Origin of the sequence: Hymenobacter baengnokdamensis, assembly GCF_008728635.1 — a bacterium.
Taxonomy (GTDB): Bacteria; Bacteroidota; Bacteroidia; order Cytophagales; family Hymenobacteraceae; genus Hymenobacter; species Hymenobacter baengnokdamensis.
This window is the reverse complement of record NZ_CP044285.1, coordinates 954,719-970,436: the sequence shown is the minus strand read 5'-3', so window position 1 is coordinate 970,436 and position 15,718 is coordinate 954,719. Positions and strand designations below refer to the sequence as shown.

16 protein-coding genes are annotated in these 15,718 nt (G+C 61.1%); 8 read left to right on the top strand and 8 right to left on the bottom strand.

What is annotated here, in order from left to right; genetic code table 11:
• Positions 1–142 precede the first annotated feature (142 nt).
• The 4 genes from F6X24_RS04080 to F6X24_RS04065 all read left to right on the top strand — a co-directional run bounded on the left by F6X24_RS04080 (position 143) and on the right by F6X24_RS04065 (position 2,706).
• Complete coding sequence (locus F6X24_RS04080; RefSeq protein ID WP_151086746.1) at positions 143–799, top strand: DUF4142 domain-containing protein; 657 nt, start codon at positions 143–145, stop codon at positions 797–799.
• Between the two features lie 61 nt (positions 800–860).
• Positions 861–1,463: a DUF4142 domain-containing protein gene (locus tag F6X24_RS04075; RefSeq protein ID WP_151086745.1), complete on the top strand. Its 603-nt coding sequence runs from the start codon at positions 861–863 to the stop codon at positions 1,461–1,463.
• 77 nt (positions 1,464–1,540) lie between these two features.
• Positions 1,541–2,011 (top strand): helix-turn-helix domain-containing protein, encoded by a 471-nt coding sequence (locus F6X24_RS04070; RefSeq protein ID WP_151086744.1) that lies wholly within the window; start codon positions 1,541–1,543, stop codon positions 2,009–2,011.
• On the top strand, positions 2,008–2,706 hold the full coding sequence (locus F6X24_RS04065) for an IS630 family transposase (protein WP_229725176.1): 699 nt from the start codon (positions 2,008–2,010) through the stop codon (positions 2,704–2,706). Before F6X24_RS04070 ends, F6X24_RS04065 begins: the two co-directional genes overlap by 4 nt.
• Positions 2,707–2,776: 70 nt before the next feature.
• Here the strand turns inward: F6X24_RS04065 and ytxJ are convergent, their stop codons facing one another.
• The 5 genes from ytxJ to F6X24_RS04040 form a co-directional block, all read right to left on the bottom strand.
• Positions 2,777–3,130, bottom strand: a complete 354-nt coding sequence (gene ytxJ / locus F6X24_RS04060) for a bacillithiol system redox-active protein YtxJ (protein WP_151086742.1) — start codon at positions 3,128–3,130, stop codon at positions 2,777–2,779.
• Positions 3,131–3,212: 82 nt separating this feature from the next.
• Complete coding sequence (locus F6X24_RS04055; RefSeq protein ID WP_151086741.1) at positions 3,213–3,518, bottom strand: hypothetical protein; 306 nt, start codon at positions 3,516–3,518, stop codon at positions 3,213–3,215.
• 38 nt (positions 3,519–3,556) lie between these two features.
• Complete coding sequence (locus F6X24_RS04050) at positions 3,557–4,264, bottom strand: hypothetical protein (protein WP_151086740.1); 708 nt, start codon at positions 4,262–4,264, stop codon at positions 3,557–3,559.
• A gap of 51 nt (positions 4,265–4,315) precedes the next feature.
• The gene (locus F6X24_RS04045; protein ID WP_151086739.1) at positions 4,316–6,334 is read right to left on the bottom strand and encodes an alpha-ketoacid dehydrogenase subunit alpha/beta; all 2,019 of its coding nucleotides are present in this window, start codon (positions 6,332–6,334) and stop codon (positions 4,316–4,318) included.
• 128 nt (positions 6,335–6,462) lie between these two features.
• Positions 6,463–6,675, bottom strand: coding sequence for a hypothetical protein (locus tag F6X24_RS04040; RefSeq protein WP_151086738.1), 213 nt, complete (start codon positions 6,673–6,675; stop codon positions 6,463–6,465).
• Positions 6,676–6,908: 233 nt separating this feature from the next.
• Between F6X24_RS04040 and F6X24_RS04035 the strand changes: the two genes are divergently transcribed.
• A complete protein-coding gene (locus F6X24_RS04035; protein WP_151086737.1) occupies positions 6,909–9,695 on the top strand; it encodes a TonB-dependent receptor domain-containing protein in 2,787 nt (928 codons plus the stop codon).
• A gap of 6 nt (positions 9,696–9,701) precedes the next feature.
• Here F6X24_RS04035 and F6X24_RS04030 read toward each other — a convergent pair whose 3' ends face one another.
• Positions 9,702–11,354 (bottom strand): FAD-binding dehydrogenase, encoded by a 1,653-nt coding sequence (locus F6X24_RS04030; RefSeq protein ID WP_151086736.1) that lies wholly within the window; start codon positions 11,352–11,354, stop codon positions 9,702–9,704.
• A gap of 159 nt (positions 11,355–11,513) precedes the next feature.
• Between F6X24_RS04030 and F6X24_RS04025 the strand changes: the two genes are divergently transcribed.
• On the top strand, positions 11,514–12,752 hold the full coding sequence (locus F6X24_RS04025; protein WP_151086735.1) for a M16 family metallopeptidase: 1,239 nt from the start codon (positions 11,514–11,516) through the stop codon (positions 12,750–12,752).
• Between the two features lie 140 nt (positions 12,753–12,892).
• Here F6X24_RS04025 and F6X24_RS04020 read toward each other — a convergent pair whose 3' ends face one another.
• Positions 12,893–13,207: a hypothetical protein gene (locus F6X24_RS04020; RefSeq protein WP_151086734.1), complete on the bottom strand. Its 315-nt coding sequence runs from the start codon at positions 13,205–13,207 to the stop codon at positions 12,893–12,895.
• A gap of 144 nt (positions 13,208–13,351) precedes the next feature.
• On the bottom strand, positions 13,352–13,798 hold the full coding sequence (locus tag F6X24_RS04015; protein WP_151086733.1) for a hypothetical protein: 447 nt from the start codon (positions 13,796–13,798) through the stop codon (positions 13,352–13,354).
• Positions 13,799–14,011: 213 nt separating this feature from the next.
• On the opposite strand from F6X24_RS04015, the gene pheS reads away from it, so the two are divergent.
• Positions 14,012–15,049: a phenylalanine--tRNA ligase subunit alpha gene (pheS, locus tag F6X24_RS04010; RefSeq protein WP_151086732.1), complete on the top strand. Its 1,038-nt coding sequence runs from the start codon at positions 14,012–14,014 to the stop codon at positions 15,047–15,049.
• A 41-nt stretch (positions 15,050–15,090) separates the two neighbouring features.
• Positions 15,091–15,711 carry a Uma2 family endonuclease gene (locus F6X24_RS04005; RefSeq protein WP_229725335.1) on the top strand — a complete coding sequence of 207 codons (621 nt, stop codon included), beginning with the start codon at positions 15,091–15,093 and terminating at the stop codon, positions 15,709–15,711.
• Positions 15,712–15,718: the final 7 nt, after the last annotated feature.

Sequence of the window (15,718 nt, the reverse complement as noted above, 5' to 3'; positions counted from 1 at the left end):
GTTTAATGACCGCCTGAAAAAATAATACTTGAACGGCAGTCTGCCAAGTATCCTTGTAGTCAGAAACTTAAAAAGTAAGTGCAACTTTCAGCTAATCTACTCGTATTCAACTACCTTTCTCATTCACTCTTTTTCACTTACCATGCTCCGCTCCACTTTACCCCTGCTGGGGGCCTGCCTGCTCGCTCTGTCATCGTGCGGCTCAAACACCGACACCAGCACTACTACCACCACTACTGCTGCCAGCCCCGATTCGGCTTCCACTGCTAAGGCAACGAGTGCCGATACGTCCAAAATGGCGATGTCATCGCCGGCGGGTGCTGCGGCTACTGCCGGCAAAGCTGACCCTAATGGCCCCACCGCGCCGCATGCCACCGATGCCGAGTTTATGATGTCAGCCGCGCACTCCGACCAGAACGAGATTCAGCAGAGCAAAATGGCGCTGGCTAAAGGCGTTACCGGCCCTGCTAAAGATATGGCTAACAAGATGATAGCCGACCACACCAAGAGCACGGCCGACCTCAAGACTATTGCGGCTAAAAAAGGTGTAAAGCTACCTACCGACATGGACGCCGAGCACAAAGCAATGGCCCCTGCTATGGAGAAGCTTTCGGGTAAGGCTTTGGAGGAAAAATACCTCAGCCAGATGGTAACTGACCACCAGAAAATGGCCAACACGATGGCCGCGCACCAGAAAATGACGAAGGATGCTGACTTGCAGGGTTTCATTACAAAGACGCTGCCCGTAGTGGAAAGCCACCTGCAAATGGCTACCCAGGACAGTCATATGAAGATGTAAGTCCGACCGCTTGGTCAGCCTGACAGAAGTAATACCCTCTTTATCAGCGAACACTGCTTTTATGAAATCTTTTCAGCTTAGTTTGGTAGCCGCTACGCTTTTGCTGGCAACCGCCAGCTGCAACTCCTCAACCGACTCGGTGAAGGAGGCGCAGAAAGTAAACGAGGCGAAAGCCGACAGCACCGTTCAGCCCACTGGGCAGGGCGCCGCTGTAAAAGATGATAAAAAAGATGACTCGGAGTTTATGACCAAAGCTGCCAGCGGTGGTCTGCTCGAAGTGCAGATGGGTACAGAGGTAGCCAAGCGTGCCCGGACGCCCGGCGCCCGGCAAGCCGCCGAGCAGATGGTGAAAGACCACACCAAAGGCAATGCCGAGCTAAAAGCACTCGCGGCCAAAAAGAACATTACTCTGCCCACCGTGCTGGGCGACGAGCAGCAGAAAGTGTACAATGATGTGCTAGCCAACAAGGATGTTTCGCTGGACAAGGAGTACGTCAAGCAGATGGTGAAAGACCATAAAGACGACATCAAGGAGTTCACGGATGGCTCGACCAAAGCCGGCGACCCCGAGGTTCGGGCTTATGCGGCCAAGAATATCCCGATGCTGCAGATGCACCTGGCCATGTTTGAGAAGCTTCAGGCTGAAATGGACGCCAAGAAGTAATTAGCTGTCGGGCAACCAGCTAGTGCTGCGTCAGAGGAAATAATTAACAAACCACTGTGCTCCGGGTTAGGGGCCTTATGTCTCGTCCCCTTACTCCCTTTGCCCTCCCGGCGGCTGACCAAGCTGCCCTCGAAAATTTCACGCGCACCGGTCGTCGGCCCGTACGAGCCGTGCGCCGCGCCCAGGCGCTGCTGGCCTTGGCGACCGGTATCGGCCAGCAGGCCGCCGGCCAAGCCGTTGGCCTGAGCCGCCAGGCAGTCAGCAAGATACGCCGCCGGTACGAAGCGGCCGGGTGGCAAGTCGCCTTGGCCGAGGCCCCGCGTAGTGGTGGGCCACGCCGCTTTGATGGTCCCCAACGCGCCGCCGTCACGGCGCTAGCCTGTACACCGGCCCCGGTGGGCCATAGCCGCTGGACCCTGCGCTTGCTGGCCGATAAGGCGGTGGAACTGTGCCTGGTGGACACTATTTCCCACGAAACGGTGAGCCAGATGCTCAAAAAAACGAGCTGCACCCCCACCGCCAGCAGCACTGGTGCCTCGGGGCGATGAATGCGGCCTTCGTAGCCCGCATGGAGGACGTGCTGGCCGTCTACGAGCGGCCTCACGACCCGCTTTTCCCCGTCGTCTGCTTCGATGAGCGCCCTTGTGTGCTCCACAGCCAGCCCGTCGAACCCCTGCCCCCGGTGCCGGCCCAGCCCGCCGTAGGCGAGCAGGCCGCTAGAGCCGGGCGCCCCCGCCGCGAAAGCAGCACCTACGTGCGCCAGGGCACGGCCTGCCTGCTGGTGGCGTTTGAGCCGGGCACCGGCCAGCGCCTGGTCGAGGTCTCGGCCCGCCGGACCGGGGCCGATTACTGCCGTTTTATGCAGGCCTTGGCCGCCCACTATGCGCAGGCCGAGAAAATCGTGCTCGTGCAGGACAACCTCAACACCCACACCGACGCCGTCTTCTACCAGCACCTGCCCGCCGCCCAGGCCCGCGCGCTGGCTGCCCGCTTCGAGGTGCACTACACCCCTAAAAATGCCTCCTGGCTTAACATGGTCGAACTTGAACTCTCGGCCATCGCCCGCCAGTGCCTGCACCAGCGCATCCCCACCCTCGACGAACTCACCGCCCACGTCGCCGCCTGCGTGGCCCAGCGCAATGCCGCCCAGGTTACCGTCCACTGGCAGTTCACCCTCGAAAAAGCCCGCGTTAAACTCGACCGCCATTACCAGAAAATTAGGGTAACTAATTCCTCTGACTGAGCACTAGTTGCATCAACAAAAAGAGCCGCTCCGGATTTCCCGGAGCGGCTCTTTTTGTTGGGCGGATTTTCTATTTGGCAGCCACTGCGGCCCCGGCTTCGCTGAGCCGGATGCTCATGTGCGAGGCGTGGTAGCGGCACTCACCATCCTGAATGAGCAGCAGCTGCGGCGACTGGTGCTGCACGCCAAACTCGTCGGCAATCTGACCCGAAAGGGGGCGAAAGCGCAGCAAGTCGAGGTAGTAAAGCGGCGTGTCGGCGGGCAGTGAGGCGTCGGGCCACTGGCGCTCAACCTTGGCCTTAGCCGCCGCGCTAATGGAACAGGTGGTGCTGTGCTTAAAAATGAGCACCGGATGCTCGTGCGATTCCTGCACAAGGTCGCGCAGCTGCTCAGGCTGGGTAAGTGGGAGCCAGGGGGTAGCCATAATGGGAAAGGCGGTTTTAATATAGTATTTTTTCTATATTTAACCAGCGGGCAGGCGCCGGTTAGTTCTTTTAACCCTGGAGCTAGGGCTTGGGTTCGCTTTTGGGGTGGCGGCGCAGGCCGGGAAATTTTGGCTCGGTAACATGCGGCGCGCCATCGCGGCCAAACCGGGGCTCGTTGGCCACGCGGGTGAGGGGCGCGCTTTCGCCGCGCCGCAGCGGCCGGTGCGGCGCATCGAGGTGACTGTCTTTGTAAGGCGCTTCGACCGTGTGAGCGGCCCGCCGGGCCTGGCGCTCGGCCGCCCGCTGGCGAGCCGGGCTCACGGGCTCTATCTGCGCCGAGGCGGCCGTAGCCAACCAGAGCAGGCCCAGCGGAAAATAACGAAGCATAAGCACAACGAAAAGAGTGGGAAAGGAAGCGAGCGAAATTACTGGCCCGGAGCCGGCTGCGTAGGGTCGGGCTTGGGCACCGGCACTTTTTTGGCCTTGGTTTTGGCGGGCTTGGGAGCGGGTGCCGGGTCGGGGGCAACACTGGGCTGGGTAGGAGCCGCAGCGGGCGGACCAGGGTCGGGGCCTGGGTCGAGGGCCGGGTCAACAGAGCCTTTCTGCTTGCCGGGCGCGGTATCGCCCCCTTTATCACCCTTGGTATGGCCGTGCTTGCGAATACGGCGGTTTTCGCGGCTGGCTTCGCGGGGCGTCAGCGGGCGGGTATCGTAGTGGTGCAGCTTGCGCCTGTTTTGCAGAATGCGCTCCAGCCAGCTCTTTTTAATGAGCAGGTGCTTATCGTATTTAACTTTGGTGCCGGTGGGCAGCTCGCTGTACGACATCGTTTTCTTCTTCTCTTCAGCAGGCGCGGCACCGGCGGGCGCAGCCGGGGCGCCGGGCTCGGCGCTGCCTGCACTACCACCCGCACCAGCCGCCTCGTCGGTGGTCGTTTCGGCCGGCTTGAGCGAGGTGCCTTTGTGGCGCGCTTTCTCCGCGGCCTTCACCTTCGCTTTGAGCTCGGGGTTCATCTTGGGCGTGGGCAGGCGGTGCGGATGAAAAATATGGTCGTACACCGCGCAGCTGCTCAGCAGCCCCAGCACGAAGGGCAGCAAAAAGACAACGCGAACAGGTAGCTTCTTTAAAAACTTCACAGCAAGATTATTGAGCCCGACTATACGCAAGATACAAGGCTGCCGGCCGGGCTAGTAGTCGCGCAACGCCTTAAGCTGCTCACGCAAACGCTGCTGGGGCAAAAAACCGGCCTCCAGCGGCGGCGCAAACGGCACGGCCGTATCGAGCGAAGCTACGCGCCGCACCGGCGCATCGAGGCTGCTGAAGCAGTGCTCGGCAATCCAGGCGGCCAGCTCGCCGCCCAGGCCGCCCGTGAGCGTGTCTTCGTGCAGAATGAGCACGCGGCCGGTTTTGTGCACGGTGCGGCTCACGGCTTCGGTATCCCAGGGTAATAGGGTGCGCAGGTCCAGAATATCGGCCTTGATAGCCAGCTCTTTGCAGGCAGCCAAGGCCCAATGCACACCCAGGCCGTAGGTGATAACGCTCAGCTCGTCGCCCTCCTGGGCCAGCGCCGCCTGGCCGATGGGCGTGGTGTAGTACGCCTCGGGCACCGGCCCGCTCAGTGAGCGATACAGCAACTTGTGCTCGAAGTACATGACGGGATTGGGGTCTTCAAAGGCCGCGCAAAGCAGGCCTTTGGCATCGTGCGGATTGCTCGGATACACCACTTTCAGCCCCGGCACATGGGTAAACCACGCCTCGTTACTTTGCGAGTGAAACGGCCCGGCGGCCGTGCCGGCACCGGTGGGCATGCGCACCACCACATCGGCGTGCTGGCCCCAGCGGTAGTAGCTTTTAGCCAAGTTATTGACAATCTGATTGAAGCCGCAGGTCACAAAATCAGCAAACTGCATCTCGACCATCGCCTTCTTGCCGCGGATGCTCAGGCCCAGGCCCGCGCCCACGATGGCCGACTCGCAAAGTGGCGTATTGCGCACCCGGCCCTTGCCAAACTCGGCCACGAAGCCTTCGGTAATCTTAAATACACCGCCGTACTCGGCAATGTCCTGGCCCATCAGCACTAGCTCGGGGTAGCGCTGCATGCTCTGGCGCAGGCCCTGCTGAATGGCATCGATAAAGCGGATTTCTTTAGTTGAAAGCTGCTCTTTTTCTTCTGCCGGTGCGGGGCTACCATCTTTTAACTCTTCTTTTTTCACCTGTAGCTGCGGAGCCGGCGCATACATGTCGGCCAGCTCGCGGGCATCATCGGCTACCGGGGCGGGGGCGGCCTCGGTTTCCTGCCAGCCTTTCTCTATCTCCTGCTTGATGGTTTCGCGCATTTGCACGCGGGCCGTTTCGCTGAGAATGCCTTCGGCCAGCAGCCACTTCTCGTAGTTCTCGACGGGGTCTTTGGCGGCCCATTCCTGCATCAGCTCGGCGGGCACGTACTTGGTACCGCTGGCTTCCTCGTGGCCGCGCATCCGAAACGTGAGCGCCTCCACCAGCACCGGGCGCGGGTTTTGGCGCAGGTCGGTCGCCAATGTATATATTTTATCATATACTTCGAGCACGTTGTTGCCATCTACCTGCACGGCTTCCATGCCGTAGGCGGGGCCTTTGTCAACAAACGACTTGAACCGGAACTGCTCATTGCTGGGCGTGCTGAGCCCGTAGCCGTTGTTCTCAATCAGAAATATAACCGGCAGCTGCCACACGGCCGCCACGTTGAGGGCCTCGTGAAAGTCGCCCTCGCTGGCCCCGCCATCGCCCGAGTAGGTGAGCGTGACGCGCGGCTTTTCATCTAATAAATCGGCCAGCGCAATGCCGTCGGCCACGGCCAGCTGGGGCCCCAGGTGCGAAATCATACCCACAATGTGGTGCTCGTTGGTACCGAAGTGAAACGAGCGGTCGCGGCCCTTGGTGTAGCCCGTGGCTTTGCCCTGCCACTGGGCAAAGAGCCGCCCCAGGGGCACGCCGCGCCCGGTAAACACGCCCAGGTTGCGGTGCAGGGGCAATATATACTCGTCGCTATGTAATGCCAGCGTACTGCCCACCGAGATGGCTTCCTGCCCGATGCCCGAAAACCACTTAGTTATCTTGCCCTGACGCAGCAGAATGAGCATCTTTTCCTCAATCAGGCGCGGCTTCAGCAGCTCGCGGTAGAGGCGCAGCAGCACGTCGTTGGGGTAGTCTTTGCGGTCGAATGTCATAGGGCAGCGGGGGCAGGTTGGGGTGGCAAAGGTAGCGGCCAAGCCCAGCCCGCATCACGCAAAAAGCCGGCCCGCCTTTCTGGATAGAAAAGCGGGCCGGCCCAGGCTATGCACCGAAGTGCTGGCAACTACTTTTTGCCGTGCTCTTCGGCGTGGCTCTTGCGCGCGTGGCCGGCATGCTCGGTAGCGTGCTCGGTGTGCGCAGCGGCGGTATGCGCGTGGTGGGCAGCCTTTTCGTGGTTGCCGGCCTCGTGGCTCTTGGCGGCCTCGGTGTGGTGTTTGGCGGCCTCCGTGTGGTGCTGGGCGGCCTGCTTGTGGCTTTCTGCTGCTTTCTTCGACATGGTCGTAAGGGTTAGGCGGGAAATTGTGAGGCTTGTACGAAGCGCAAAATCAATAAGTTACATGAGCTTTTAGTGTCGAGCTGATGAAGATGTATGGCTGATGTGGGCGGCCTGATATGCCCTCGCTAATTCGAGTAAAGCATTGCTCATCGCCTTTCCGCACAACGAGAAAAGCCTGGAGGCTAACATAAGCTGGCTGCTTAGCTTTGCCCCCAAGCTACCTACCTATTCTTATGAAGAATTACTACGCTGTACTTGGGTTGTTGGCAGCGCTACCCGTAGCGGCCCAAACTAGCTCTGCGCCGCTGACCGTGCCGGGCGATACGCTGCGCCCGCCGGTGCTGGGCGAGCTGCCCGATTCGCTGGCCCGTCTTGGCACGTTTCGCTTGCAGGGGCAGGAGCAGCCGGTGCGGCCCTTTCTCACGATTCAGGACCAGCTGCGCACGGTGGCGGGCGTGCAGGTGACGCCTTATGACGGCACGCCCGGCAGCGGCAACGTAGTACGCATCAGAGGAGCCAGTGTAACCCTGGGCCAGGCCCAGCCGCTGTATATCATTGATGGGCTGCCGGCGCTTAATGATGAGCTGACGCCCGACCAGCCGCTGGGGCCATTTACTGCACAAACTCCCAGTATGCGAGGCGATTACCTTTCAGTAGCTGAGCTGCATAGCGAGGTAGGTGGTAACCCCTTGCTGCTTTTGCCGCCAGAGAGCATAGAACGCGTGGACGTTCTGGCTGGGCCGGCCGCTGTGGCGCGCTTTGGGCCGCTGGGAGCCAACGGCGTGGTCAGCATTCGCACCCGACGGGGCCGCACAGGGCGGCCACTGCGCGTAAGCTACTCGGCCTACGCCGGCATTCAGCAGGTTCGGCAACGCTATAGTTTGTTAGATGCCAGCGAATTCGCGGCGGTTGCCAATGAAGCCGCTCGTCACTCGGCCGGGCCGGGCGCCACCCTGCCCTACCCCTCCACTGACCTTGGCACGGGTACCGACTGGCAGGCGGAAACCTACCAAACGGCAGGCTTGCAGCAGCATCAGGTAAGCCTGGAAGGCAGCTCCGCTAAAAGCACGTTTCTGCTTGGTGCCGATTATCGCCAGCAAAGCGGCGTGCTGCGGACCGCCGACCTCACCAGATATGGCTTGCGGCTGGCAATAGGCCACCAGGCTACCAGCCGGCTGGCCTTGCACGGCTCGCTAACAGCGGGTCAGACCGACCAACACCAGCCGTTTGCAACGGGCAGCGGGAGCGCCACCCGCGAGGCTCTACTGGCCCGGCCCACCCTCGCTGTGCGCACCAGCCAGGGTGGCTACAGCGGCTATACGGGAAGTTCGGCAGGGCTAATTTTTGCCAATCCGGTAGCGGTGCTAGCTTATACGTACCGCACTCCGCGCACCCGCCGCCTACTCGCGCAGGTAGCGGCCGATTATCAGCTAGGTGCTCACCTGACGATGCAGGCCACGGCCAACTTTCAGCGTACCTTGCTCGATGCGGATGCGTATGCGCCACTCGTAAATGGCCCCCTGGTAGCCCCCGAAAGCAGCTTGCTGTATGCCAACCAAACGTATCAGTCCAGCCAATGGGCCAGCTCGCTAGCCCTGCGCTACCAGCGGCAGATTGGCCAGCGGCAGCAGTTAGGGGCAGAATTAAATTACCAGTACCAGGGGCAGAATATGACCACTGGCTATGAAGTTAGCTACCAGGGCTTACTGAACCGGGCTACGCCCCCTTCCTACGCTTATGGGTACGTCACGGCAAGTCAATCGGCCAAAAGTCAGCTCTACCGGCCCTGGGCTCACCTTCGCTACGCCTTAGACAGCCTCCTGGAGGTAGAGGCTGGCCTAAGCTATGCGCATTTCAAAGATGCCACGGAAACCTTGTTTTACCCCAATGCACAGGTAAGCTGGCACCCCCAGCTTTCAAGCCGGCAACTGGCACCCACGCTGTGGCTGGGAGCGGCCCGCACGAGCACCTTCGGGTTCGGGTTTGGCACTTTTGGGCCACAACGCATTACTACATCCTCACCGGGCAGCCTGATTACCGCCGGTCATGTGCAATCGCCTCTTTACACCGACCAGGTCGAAGCCGGCCTGCGGCTGGGGCGTCCTACCAGCACCAGCCATTTTAGCGGCCAGCTTGTGGTATATCAGCGCCACACCTCCAATGCACTGATAGCTACCCAACAGCCGCTACCCAGCTCGGCGGGGGGCATTTATACCCAGTTTAATGAAGGCGACATTCGCAACCAAGGGCTGGAGCTGACGCTTACTGCCACCTGGCAAACCGGATATGTGCAAGGGACAACTCACCTGGCTGCCAGTGCCAACCGTAATCGACTGCAAGGCGACGAGTACGCCGTCAGGGCTACGCCGGTAGCCGACAACCAGCCCGTTGGCACTTTCTACGGCTACCAGCAGCAGGGGCTTAACTCCGATGGCTCGCTACACTTTGCCCAGCAAACTTACCTTGACCCTTATAGCGGCTCTCGAAATACGTATTACACCCAGGCTATACTGGGCAGTGGCATACCGGCGCAGCTGCTCAGCCTGAGTCAGCAGCTTTCGCTAGGCCGCCTGAGCCTCGATGCGCAACTCGACGGGATGTTTGGCTACCAGGTTCTTAACTACCAGCGGGCCTATCTGGATACGCCCACTGGCAACACCAATAATGCAACTACGGTGCGTGACCGCTGGACGCCCACGCATCAGGATACAACTATTCCAGCCGCCGGCGCCGCGTCTACCAGTCCGTTCAACCCGGCTCTTCAGGCATCAAACCGCCTGGTCGAAAACGGCACTAACGTACGCCTCTCGTCGCTCACGCTCACGTACCGCCTGCGCCAGATGGCCAGCCAGGAAATTAGTCTTTGGGCCGGGGTGCAAAACCTATTTGTGCTCACCAGCTACCGTGGGTATGACCCCAACGTGAGTAGCGGCGGCAGCGCGCCCTATGCCGCCGGCCAGGACTACGGGGCCGTGCCCATTCCGCGCACCTGGCTGCTGGGCGTGCGGGCAAGTATATAAAAAAACCTATACTACCCCTGCCGCGGCCCTCCCTGCGGCCCGACCCGAAAAAATACAGCCGCCTAGAAACGTGCCTTCCAGCGCCCGGTAGCCATGCAGGCCGCCCCCGCCAAAGCCGGCCACCTCGCCGGCCGCAAACAGTCCGGACACGGGCTGGCCGGCGGCATCCAGCACCCGGCCTTTCAGGTCGGTGAGCAGGCCACCAAGGGTTTTGCGCGTGATGATATGCAGGCGCACGGCGATAAGCGGGCCGTTGGCCGGGTCGAGCAGCCGGTGGGGCCTGGCCGTGCGAATGAGGCGGTCGCCGACGTACTGGCGGGCCCCGCGCACGGCCGTCAGCTGCTGGTCTTTGCCGTAGGGGTTGGTGAGCTGGCGGTCGCGGCTTTCAATTTCGGCCTGAATAGTAGCCAGGTCAAGTAATGGCTCGGGCGTAAGGGCATTCATGCCCGCCACGAGGTCGGGCAGGTTATTTTTAACCACAAAATCGGCTCCTTTTTCCAGAAAAGCCCGCAAGGGCGGGGTACCGCCGCCCCGTACCCGGCCCAGCGTTTGCCAAATACTTTTACCCGTCAAATCGGGGTTTTGCTCGGAGCCGGAAAGGGCAAATTCCTTCTCGATAATCTTCTGGGTGAGAATAAACCACGAGTGGTCGTGGCCCGTGGTGCGTAAATGCGCCAGCGTGCCCAGCGTATCGAAGCCGGGGTAGAGCGGCCCCGGCAGCCGCCGCCCCAGCGCATCGAACCACAACGACGATGGCCCCGGCAAGATGCGTATGCCGTGCAGGGGCCAGATGGGGTCCCAATTTTGAATACCCTCCGTGTAGTGCCACATCCGGTCGGAGTTAATCAGCTGCCCGCCCGCCTTTTCAGTAATGCCCAGCATGCGGCCATCGACGTGGGCGGGCACGCCCGAAATGAGGCTTTTGGGCGGCGCACCCAGCCGGGCGGGCCAGTTGCGCCGCACCAGGCCGGGGTTGCCGCCCAGGCCGCCGGCCGTTACGATAACGGCCCCGGCGCTTAACTCAAACTCGCCCACGGCCACACGGCTGCTGGGCGCCCCCCGCATTACATCTGATTTTTCTAATAGTTCACCCCGCACGCCGGTTACGGCCCCGTTGGTGAGCACCAGCTCATTTACGCGGTGGCGAAACCCGAACGTGAGCAAGCCCCTGGCCTCGGCGGCGCGGGCCTGGGCAATAAACGGCGCCACCACGCCCGGCCCGGTGCCCCACGTCACGTGAAAGCGCGGCACCGAGTTGCCGGGCCCGCTGGCGCCGTAGCCCCCGCGCTCGGCCCAGCCCACCACCGGGAAAAAGCTGATGCCGCGCGTGCGCAGCCAACTGCGCTTTTCAGTGGCGGCCCACTGCACGTAGGCCTCAGCCCAGCGGCGCGGCCAGGCATCCTCAGGCCGGTCGAAGCCCGCCGTGGCCAGCCAGTCGGCCCAGGCCAGCTCGTAGCTATCGCGAATGCCCAGCCGCCGCTGCTCGGGCGAATCGACCAGAAACAAGCCCCCAAACGACCAGAATGCCTGTCCGCCCAGGCTTTGCGCGGGCTCCTGGTCGAGCACCAGCACTTTTTTGCCGGCGGCGGTGGCTTCGGCCGCGGCCACCAGGCCGGCCAGTCCGGCCCCGATAATCAGGATATCGGCGTGAGTTTGCATGGGGCGTTTTTTGCTATGCTTGTTTGTTTTTCGTTGGCTGGAAGCAAATAACGCAGGCAGCCGGCCCGCAAGGGACATTCCGACCAGCTTTAACGTTAGGAAGTTATGACGTTCTTTGCTTGCAGCTACCAAAAGAACGGCTAACAGATAACGTGCTTTATGATTCACTTTCAGGAATTTACCCTAACCAATGGCCTTCGCTGCCTGGTACACGAAGACTTTACTACGCCGCTGGCCGTGCTCAATATCTTGTACGATGTGGGCTCGCGCGATGAAAGCCCAGACAAAACCGGCTTTGCCCATTTGTTTGAACACCTGATGTTTAGCGGGTCGGTAAACGTGCCGAGCTATGACGAGCCTTTGCAGAAGGTGGGGGGCGAAAACAACGCCTTTACCTCGCAGGACATTACCAACTATTACCTATCGCTGCCCGCGGCTAATATCGAAACCGGTTTCTGGCTGGAAAGTGACCGGATGCTCGACCTGGCTTTCTCCGAAAACGGCCTTGATGTGCAGCGTAAGGTAGTGGTCGAAGAATTCAAGCAAAGCTATTTAAACCAACCCTACGGCGATGTGTGGCTGAAGCTCAAGCCACTGGCTTACACCACTCACCCCTACCAGTGGAATACGATTGGCAAGGAAATCAGCCACATTGAGGAGGCCGAGATGGCCGATGTGCGGGCTTTCTTTCGCCAGCACTACGCCCCGCAAAACGCCATTCTGGTAGTGGCCGGGGCCGTGGCCTTTGCCGAGGTGAAGCGCCTGGCTGAGAAGTGGTTTGGCCCCATTGCGGGCGGCCCGCGCTACGAGCGCCAGCTGCCCCAGGAGCCGGCCCAGACCGAAGCCCGCCGCGCTACTGCCACCGCCCCCGTGCCCCTGAGCGCCCTCTACAAAGCCTGGCACATGCCCGCCCGCCTCGACCCCCGCTACCACGCCGTCGATTTGCTGAGCGACGTGCTCGGCCGGGGCAAGTCGAGCCGCCTGCACCAGCGCTTAGTGAAAGACTTACAGCTCTTTAATAATATATCCGCTTCGGTAACCGGCGCCCTGGACCCCGGCCTGTTTGTAGTGAGCGGCAAGCTCAACACGGGTGTAGCGCTCGAAGAAGCCGACCGCGCCGTAGAAGCCGTAGTAGCCGAGCTGCTGCGCGAAGAAGTACCCACCGACGAGCTGCAAAAGGTTAAAAACCAAGCCGAAGCAGGCTTGGTTTTTGGAGAGATTGAGTTATTGAACCGTGCCCTGGCCCTGGCCATCGGCAAGCTGCTCGGCAACGCTAACCTCGTCAACGAGGAGCCCGCCCAGCTGCAAGCCGTAACCCCTGCCGATGTGCGCCAGGCCGCCGAGCTGGTACTGCGCCCCGAAAATTGTAGTACGCTTTACTATCAGGCCGCGGAGTAGCGGCTAATCAGCACAGAAAGGTGCTGTACCCATTACGCAGCTTAGGTCACGTGTCAGCAGTAAGAGCCCCCACCAGAGCCGGCCGCGCTAACTCGCGCCCGGCTCTGGTGGGGGCTCTTAGGTCAGGTATACTTCACCCCTTATTTAGGGGTGGCCAGGGTAGTGTTGGTACGTCCGGCCGGCTTGGGCGCCGGGCCGTCATAGCCAGGAGTTTTCTTACCGTTGTCGGTTACGTTTACGGGTTCGCCGGGGGCGGCGTAGCCATTATTACCTTTCCCGTTGTCGTTGGTACCGCGCAGCGGGTCGGCGGCGCGGGCAGCGGGAGTGGTATTAGGTACCGTTCGCGGCGCTGGCTTGTGGGTCGCTTTAGCGTGGGGCTTGGTTTGGGCTACGGCCGGGAGGGCCAGCAGGGCCAGCCCTAGCAGCGGGAGGCAAAAAGTGCGGTGCGCGGGCATATTAAATGTGCGTAAGTAGCGGGTTAAAACAAAATCCAACCCTTCCCGCAGGAATAAGCTGATGCGGCTTTTACGCAAAGCGGCCACGAAAGGCTACCTTTCGTGGCCGCTGCCAGGCAGAAAAAGAAGCGAGAAAAGCAGCGGTTAGCGCCCGGCGGGCAGCGTGGTATTGGCCGCTGCGCGGTATATCGGGTGCCCATCATAATCGGTGCTCACGCCGTGGGTAACCTGGTTGATGGGCATGCCGGGCGCAACCGAAAGGTTCAGGGTAGGGCGGTGCTGGCCGTTGCCGATATCCTGGGCCTGCGACGTCGACTGGGGCAGGGGCTCGTTGCTCCAGCCATTCCAGTTGGCGCTGGCGGTGGGGCCGGCTACGGCTGGCGCCGGGGCAGCCAGCGCCGCCGCCTTGGCCGCCGCTTCGGCAGCACGCTGCTCACGGGCCGTGAGCACGCGGGGGCGGGCGGCTGGGTGCGCATACAGGCTGGCCGTTGGCTTGGAAACCGGCGAAGCGGTGGGCTGCGTTTGGGCCGAAGCCGCTTCGGTAGCAAGGAAAGCAAAACCCAGCAGCGGCAGGAGGAAACGGCGTAGCATTGGGAGTGAGGAAAAGGGTGAGAAGAGGATTGAAAGCTGAAAAGACTTTTGCAAAGGCGGTGCCAGCTTTTGAGAATGCCCGGGGTAGAGGCCGGCAAATTATTTTTACTTTTTATACTAAAGGTTGATAATCAAGATAATAATTTTCCTGAAATCACTGCGTATGCTGGTATTTTATAAGGGCTTGCTGCTCGCCGTACCTTTGCAGGCACCATGCAGGAATCTATTTTGGGCCTGGCTGCTGAAGTAGCCGCCGCCGACCTCAGCACCGCCGCCGCCCTCGACCAGTTTCGCCTTCTCTACCTGGGCCGCAAAGGCCGCCTGGCCGACTTGTTCGACCAGCTCAAAACCGTGCCCGCCGAGCAGAAGCGCGCCGTGGGCCAGCAGCTCAACGGCCTCAAGCAGCAGGCCCAGGCCCGCTTCGACGCCGCGCAGGAAGCGCTGGAAGCGGCCGCCGCCAACCAGCCAGCCGACGCTGGCTTCGACTACACCCTGCCCGGCGTGCCCCACGCGCTGGGCACCCGCCACCCCCTGAGCCTGGTACGCGAACAAATGCTGCGCATCTTCAGCCGCATTGGCTTTGCGGTGGCCGAAGGGCCCGAGATTGAGGACGACTGGCACAACTTCACGGCGCTTAACTTCCCCGAAAACCACCCGGCCAGGGATATGCAGGACACGTTTTTCGTGCCGGCCGTGGCGGGCGACGACCAGCCCAGCCTGCTGCGCACGCACACCAGCACGGTGCAGGTGCGCGTGATGGAAAACGAGCCGCTGCCCATCCGCCGCGTGATGCCCGGCCGGGTATATCGCAACGAGGCGATATCGGCCCGGGCGCACATGCTCTTTCATCAGGTAGAAGGCCTTTACATTGATGAGAATGTGAGCTTTGCCGACCTCAAACAGACGATTTACTACTTTGTGCGGGAGCTGTTTGGCGAGGATATCAACATCCGGTTCCGGCCCAGCTACTTTCCCTTCACCGAGCCCAGCGCCGAGATTGACATCACCTGCCTCATCTGCAAAGGCGCGGGCTGCAACATCTGCAAGGGCACCGGCTGGGTCGAAATCGGCGGCAGCGGCATGGTGGACCCCAACGTGCTCGAAAACTGCGGCATCGACTCGGAGAAATACTCGGGCTACGCCTGGGGCATGGGCATCGAGCGCATCACCATGCTCAAGTACCAGGTCAAGGATTTGCGCCTGTTTACCGAAAACGACGTGCGGTTTTTACGCCAGTTTGAGGCGCTGTAAGCAGCCGAACCAGCCAGTGCTCACTTTTTGTTTGTCTTGCCATGAGTATCATCCTGCCCTTTGCCCCCGACCAGGAGTTGGAGCCCAGCACGCACATGGGCATGGCCGAGCGTCTGCAGCGCATGACGGAAGCCGAGTTTTTCGCCTTTTGCCAAGCCAACTCGCAGCTGAAGTTTGAGCGCCTCGCCGACGGCACTATTAGTTATATGGCCCTTACCGGAGGCGACACGGGTCGCCGCAACAGCGAACTTATCGCAGACCTGACCATCTGGAACCGCCAAAGCCGCCTCGGCCGCGTGTTCGATTCCTCTACCGGCTTCCGGCTGCCCAGTGGGGCCGTGCGCTCGCCCGATGCGGCCTGGGTAAGCACCGCCGCCTGGCAGGCACTCTCTGAGAGCCAGCGCAGTAAGTTTCCGCCGCTGTGCCCCGAGTTTGTGGTAGAGCTATTATCCGCATCCGACTCGGTAGAGGAGATGGCGCTGAAAATGCAGGAATACATCGCCAACGGCTGCCGCCTGGCCTGGCTGCTCGACCCCAAAGCCGAAACTGCCCGCGTGTACCGCGCCGACAGCTCGGTGAGCATTGCCAAGAGCTTTGAAGAAACCCTGAGCGGCGAAGACGTGTTGCCCGGCTTCAGCTTCGCCCTGAGCTTACTACGCTAACACAGCG

Excerpts from the sequence above, each read along its gene's own strand:
- F6X24_RS04080 (WP_151086746.1), top strand. The coding sequence starts at position 143 with ATGCTCCGCTCCACTTTACCCCTGCTGGGGGCCTGCCTGCTCGCTCTG.
- F6X24_RS04075 (WP_151086745.1), top strand. The coding sequence starts at position 861 with ATGAAATCTTTTCAGCTTAGTTTGGTAGCCGCTACGCTTTTGCTGGCA.
- F6X24_RS04070 (WP_151086744.1), top strand. The coding sequence starts at position 1,541 with ATGTCTCGTCCCCTTACTCCCTTTGCCCTCCCGGCGGCTGACCAAGCT.
- F6X24_RS04065 (WP_229725176.1), top strand. The coding sequence starts at position 2,008 with ATGAATGCGGCCTTCGTAGCCCGCATGGAGGACGTGCTGGCCGTCTAC.
- ytxJ (WP_151086742.1), bottom strand. The coding sequence starts at position 3,130 with ATGGCTACCCCCTGGCTCCCACTTACCCAGCCTGAGCAGCTGCGCGAC.
- F6X24_RS04055 (WP_151086741.1), bottom strand. The coding sequence starts at position 3,518 with ATGCTTCGTTATTTTCCGCTGGGCCTGCTCTGGTTGGCTACGGCCGCC.
- F6X24_RS04045 (WP_151086739.1), bottom strand. The coding sequence starts at position 6,334 with ATGACATTCGACCGCAAAGACTACCCCAACGACGTGCTGCTGCGCCTC.
- F6X24_RS04040 (WP_151086738.1), bottom strand. The coding sequence starts at position 6,675 with ATGTCGAAGAAAGCAGCAGAAAGCCACAAGCAGGCCGCCCAGCACCAC.
- F6X24_RS04035 (WP_151086737.1), top strand. The coding sequence starts at position 6,909 with ATGAAGAATTACTACGCTGTACTTGGGTTGTTGGCAGCGCTACCCGTA.
- F6X24_RS04030 (WP_151086736.1), bottom strand. The coding sequence starts at position 11,354 with ATGCAAACTCACGCCGATATCCTGATTATCGGGGCCGGACTGGCCGGC.
- F6X24_RS04025 (WP_151086735.1), top strand. The coding sequence starts at position 11,514 with ATGATTCACTTTCAGGAATTTACCCTAACCAATGGCCTTCGCTGCCTG.
- F6X24_RS04020 (WP_151086734.1), bottom strand. The coding sequence starts at position 13,207 with ATGCCCGCGCACCGCACTTTTTGCCTCCCGCTGCTAGGGCTGGCCCTG.
- F6X24_RS04015 (WP_151086733.1), bottom strand. The coding sequence starts at position 13,798 with ATGCTACGCCGTTTCCTCCTGCCGCTGCTGGGTTTTGCTTTCCTTGCT.
- pheS (WP_151086732.1), top strand. The coding sequence starts at position 14,012 with ATGCAGGAATCTATTTTGGGCCTGGCTGCTGAAGTAGCCGCCGCCGAC.
- F6X24_RS04005 (WP_229725335.1), top strand. The coding sequence starts at position 15,091 with ATGAGTATCATCCTGCCCTTTGCCCCCGACCAGGAGTTGGAGCCCAGC.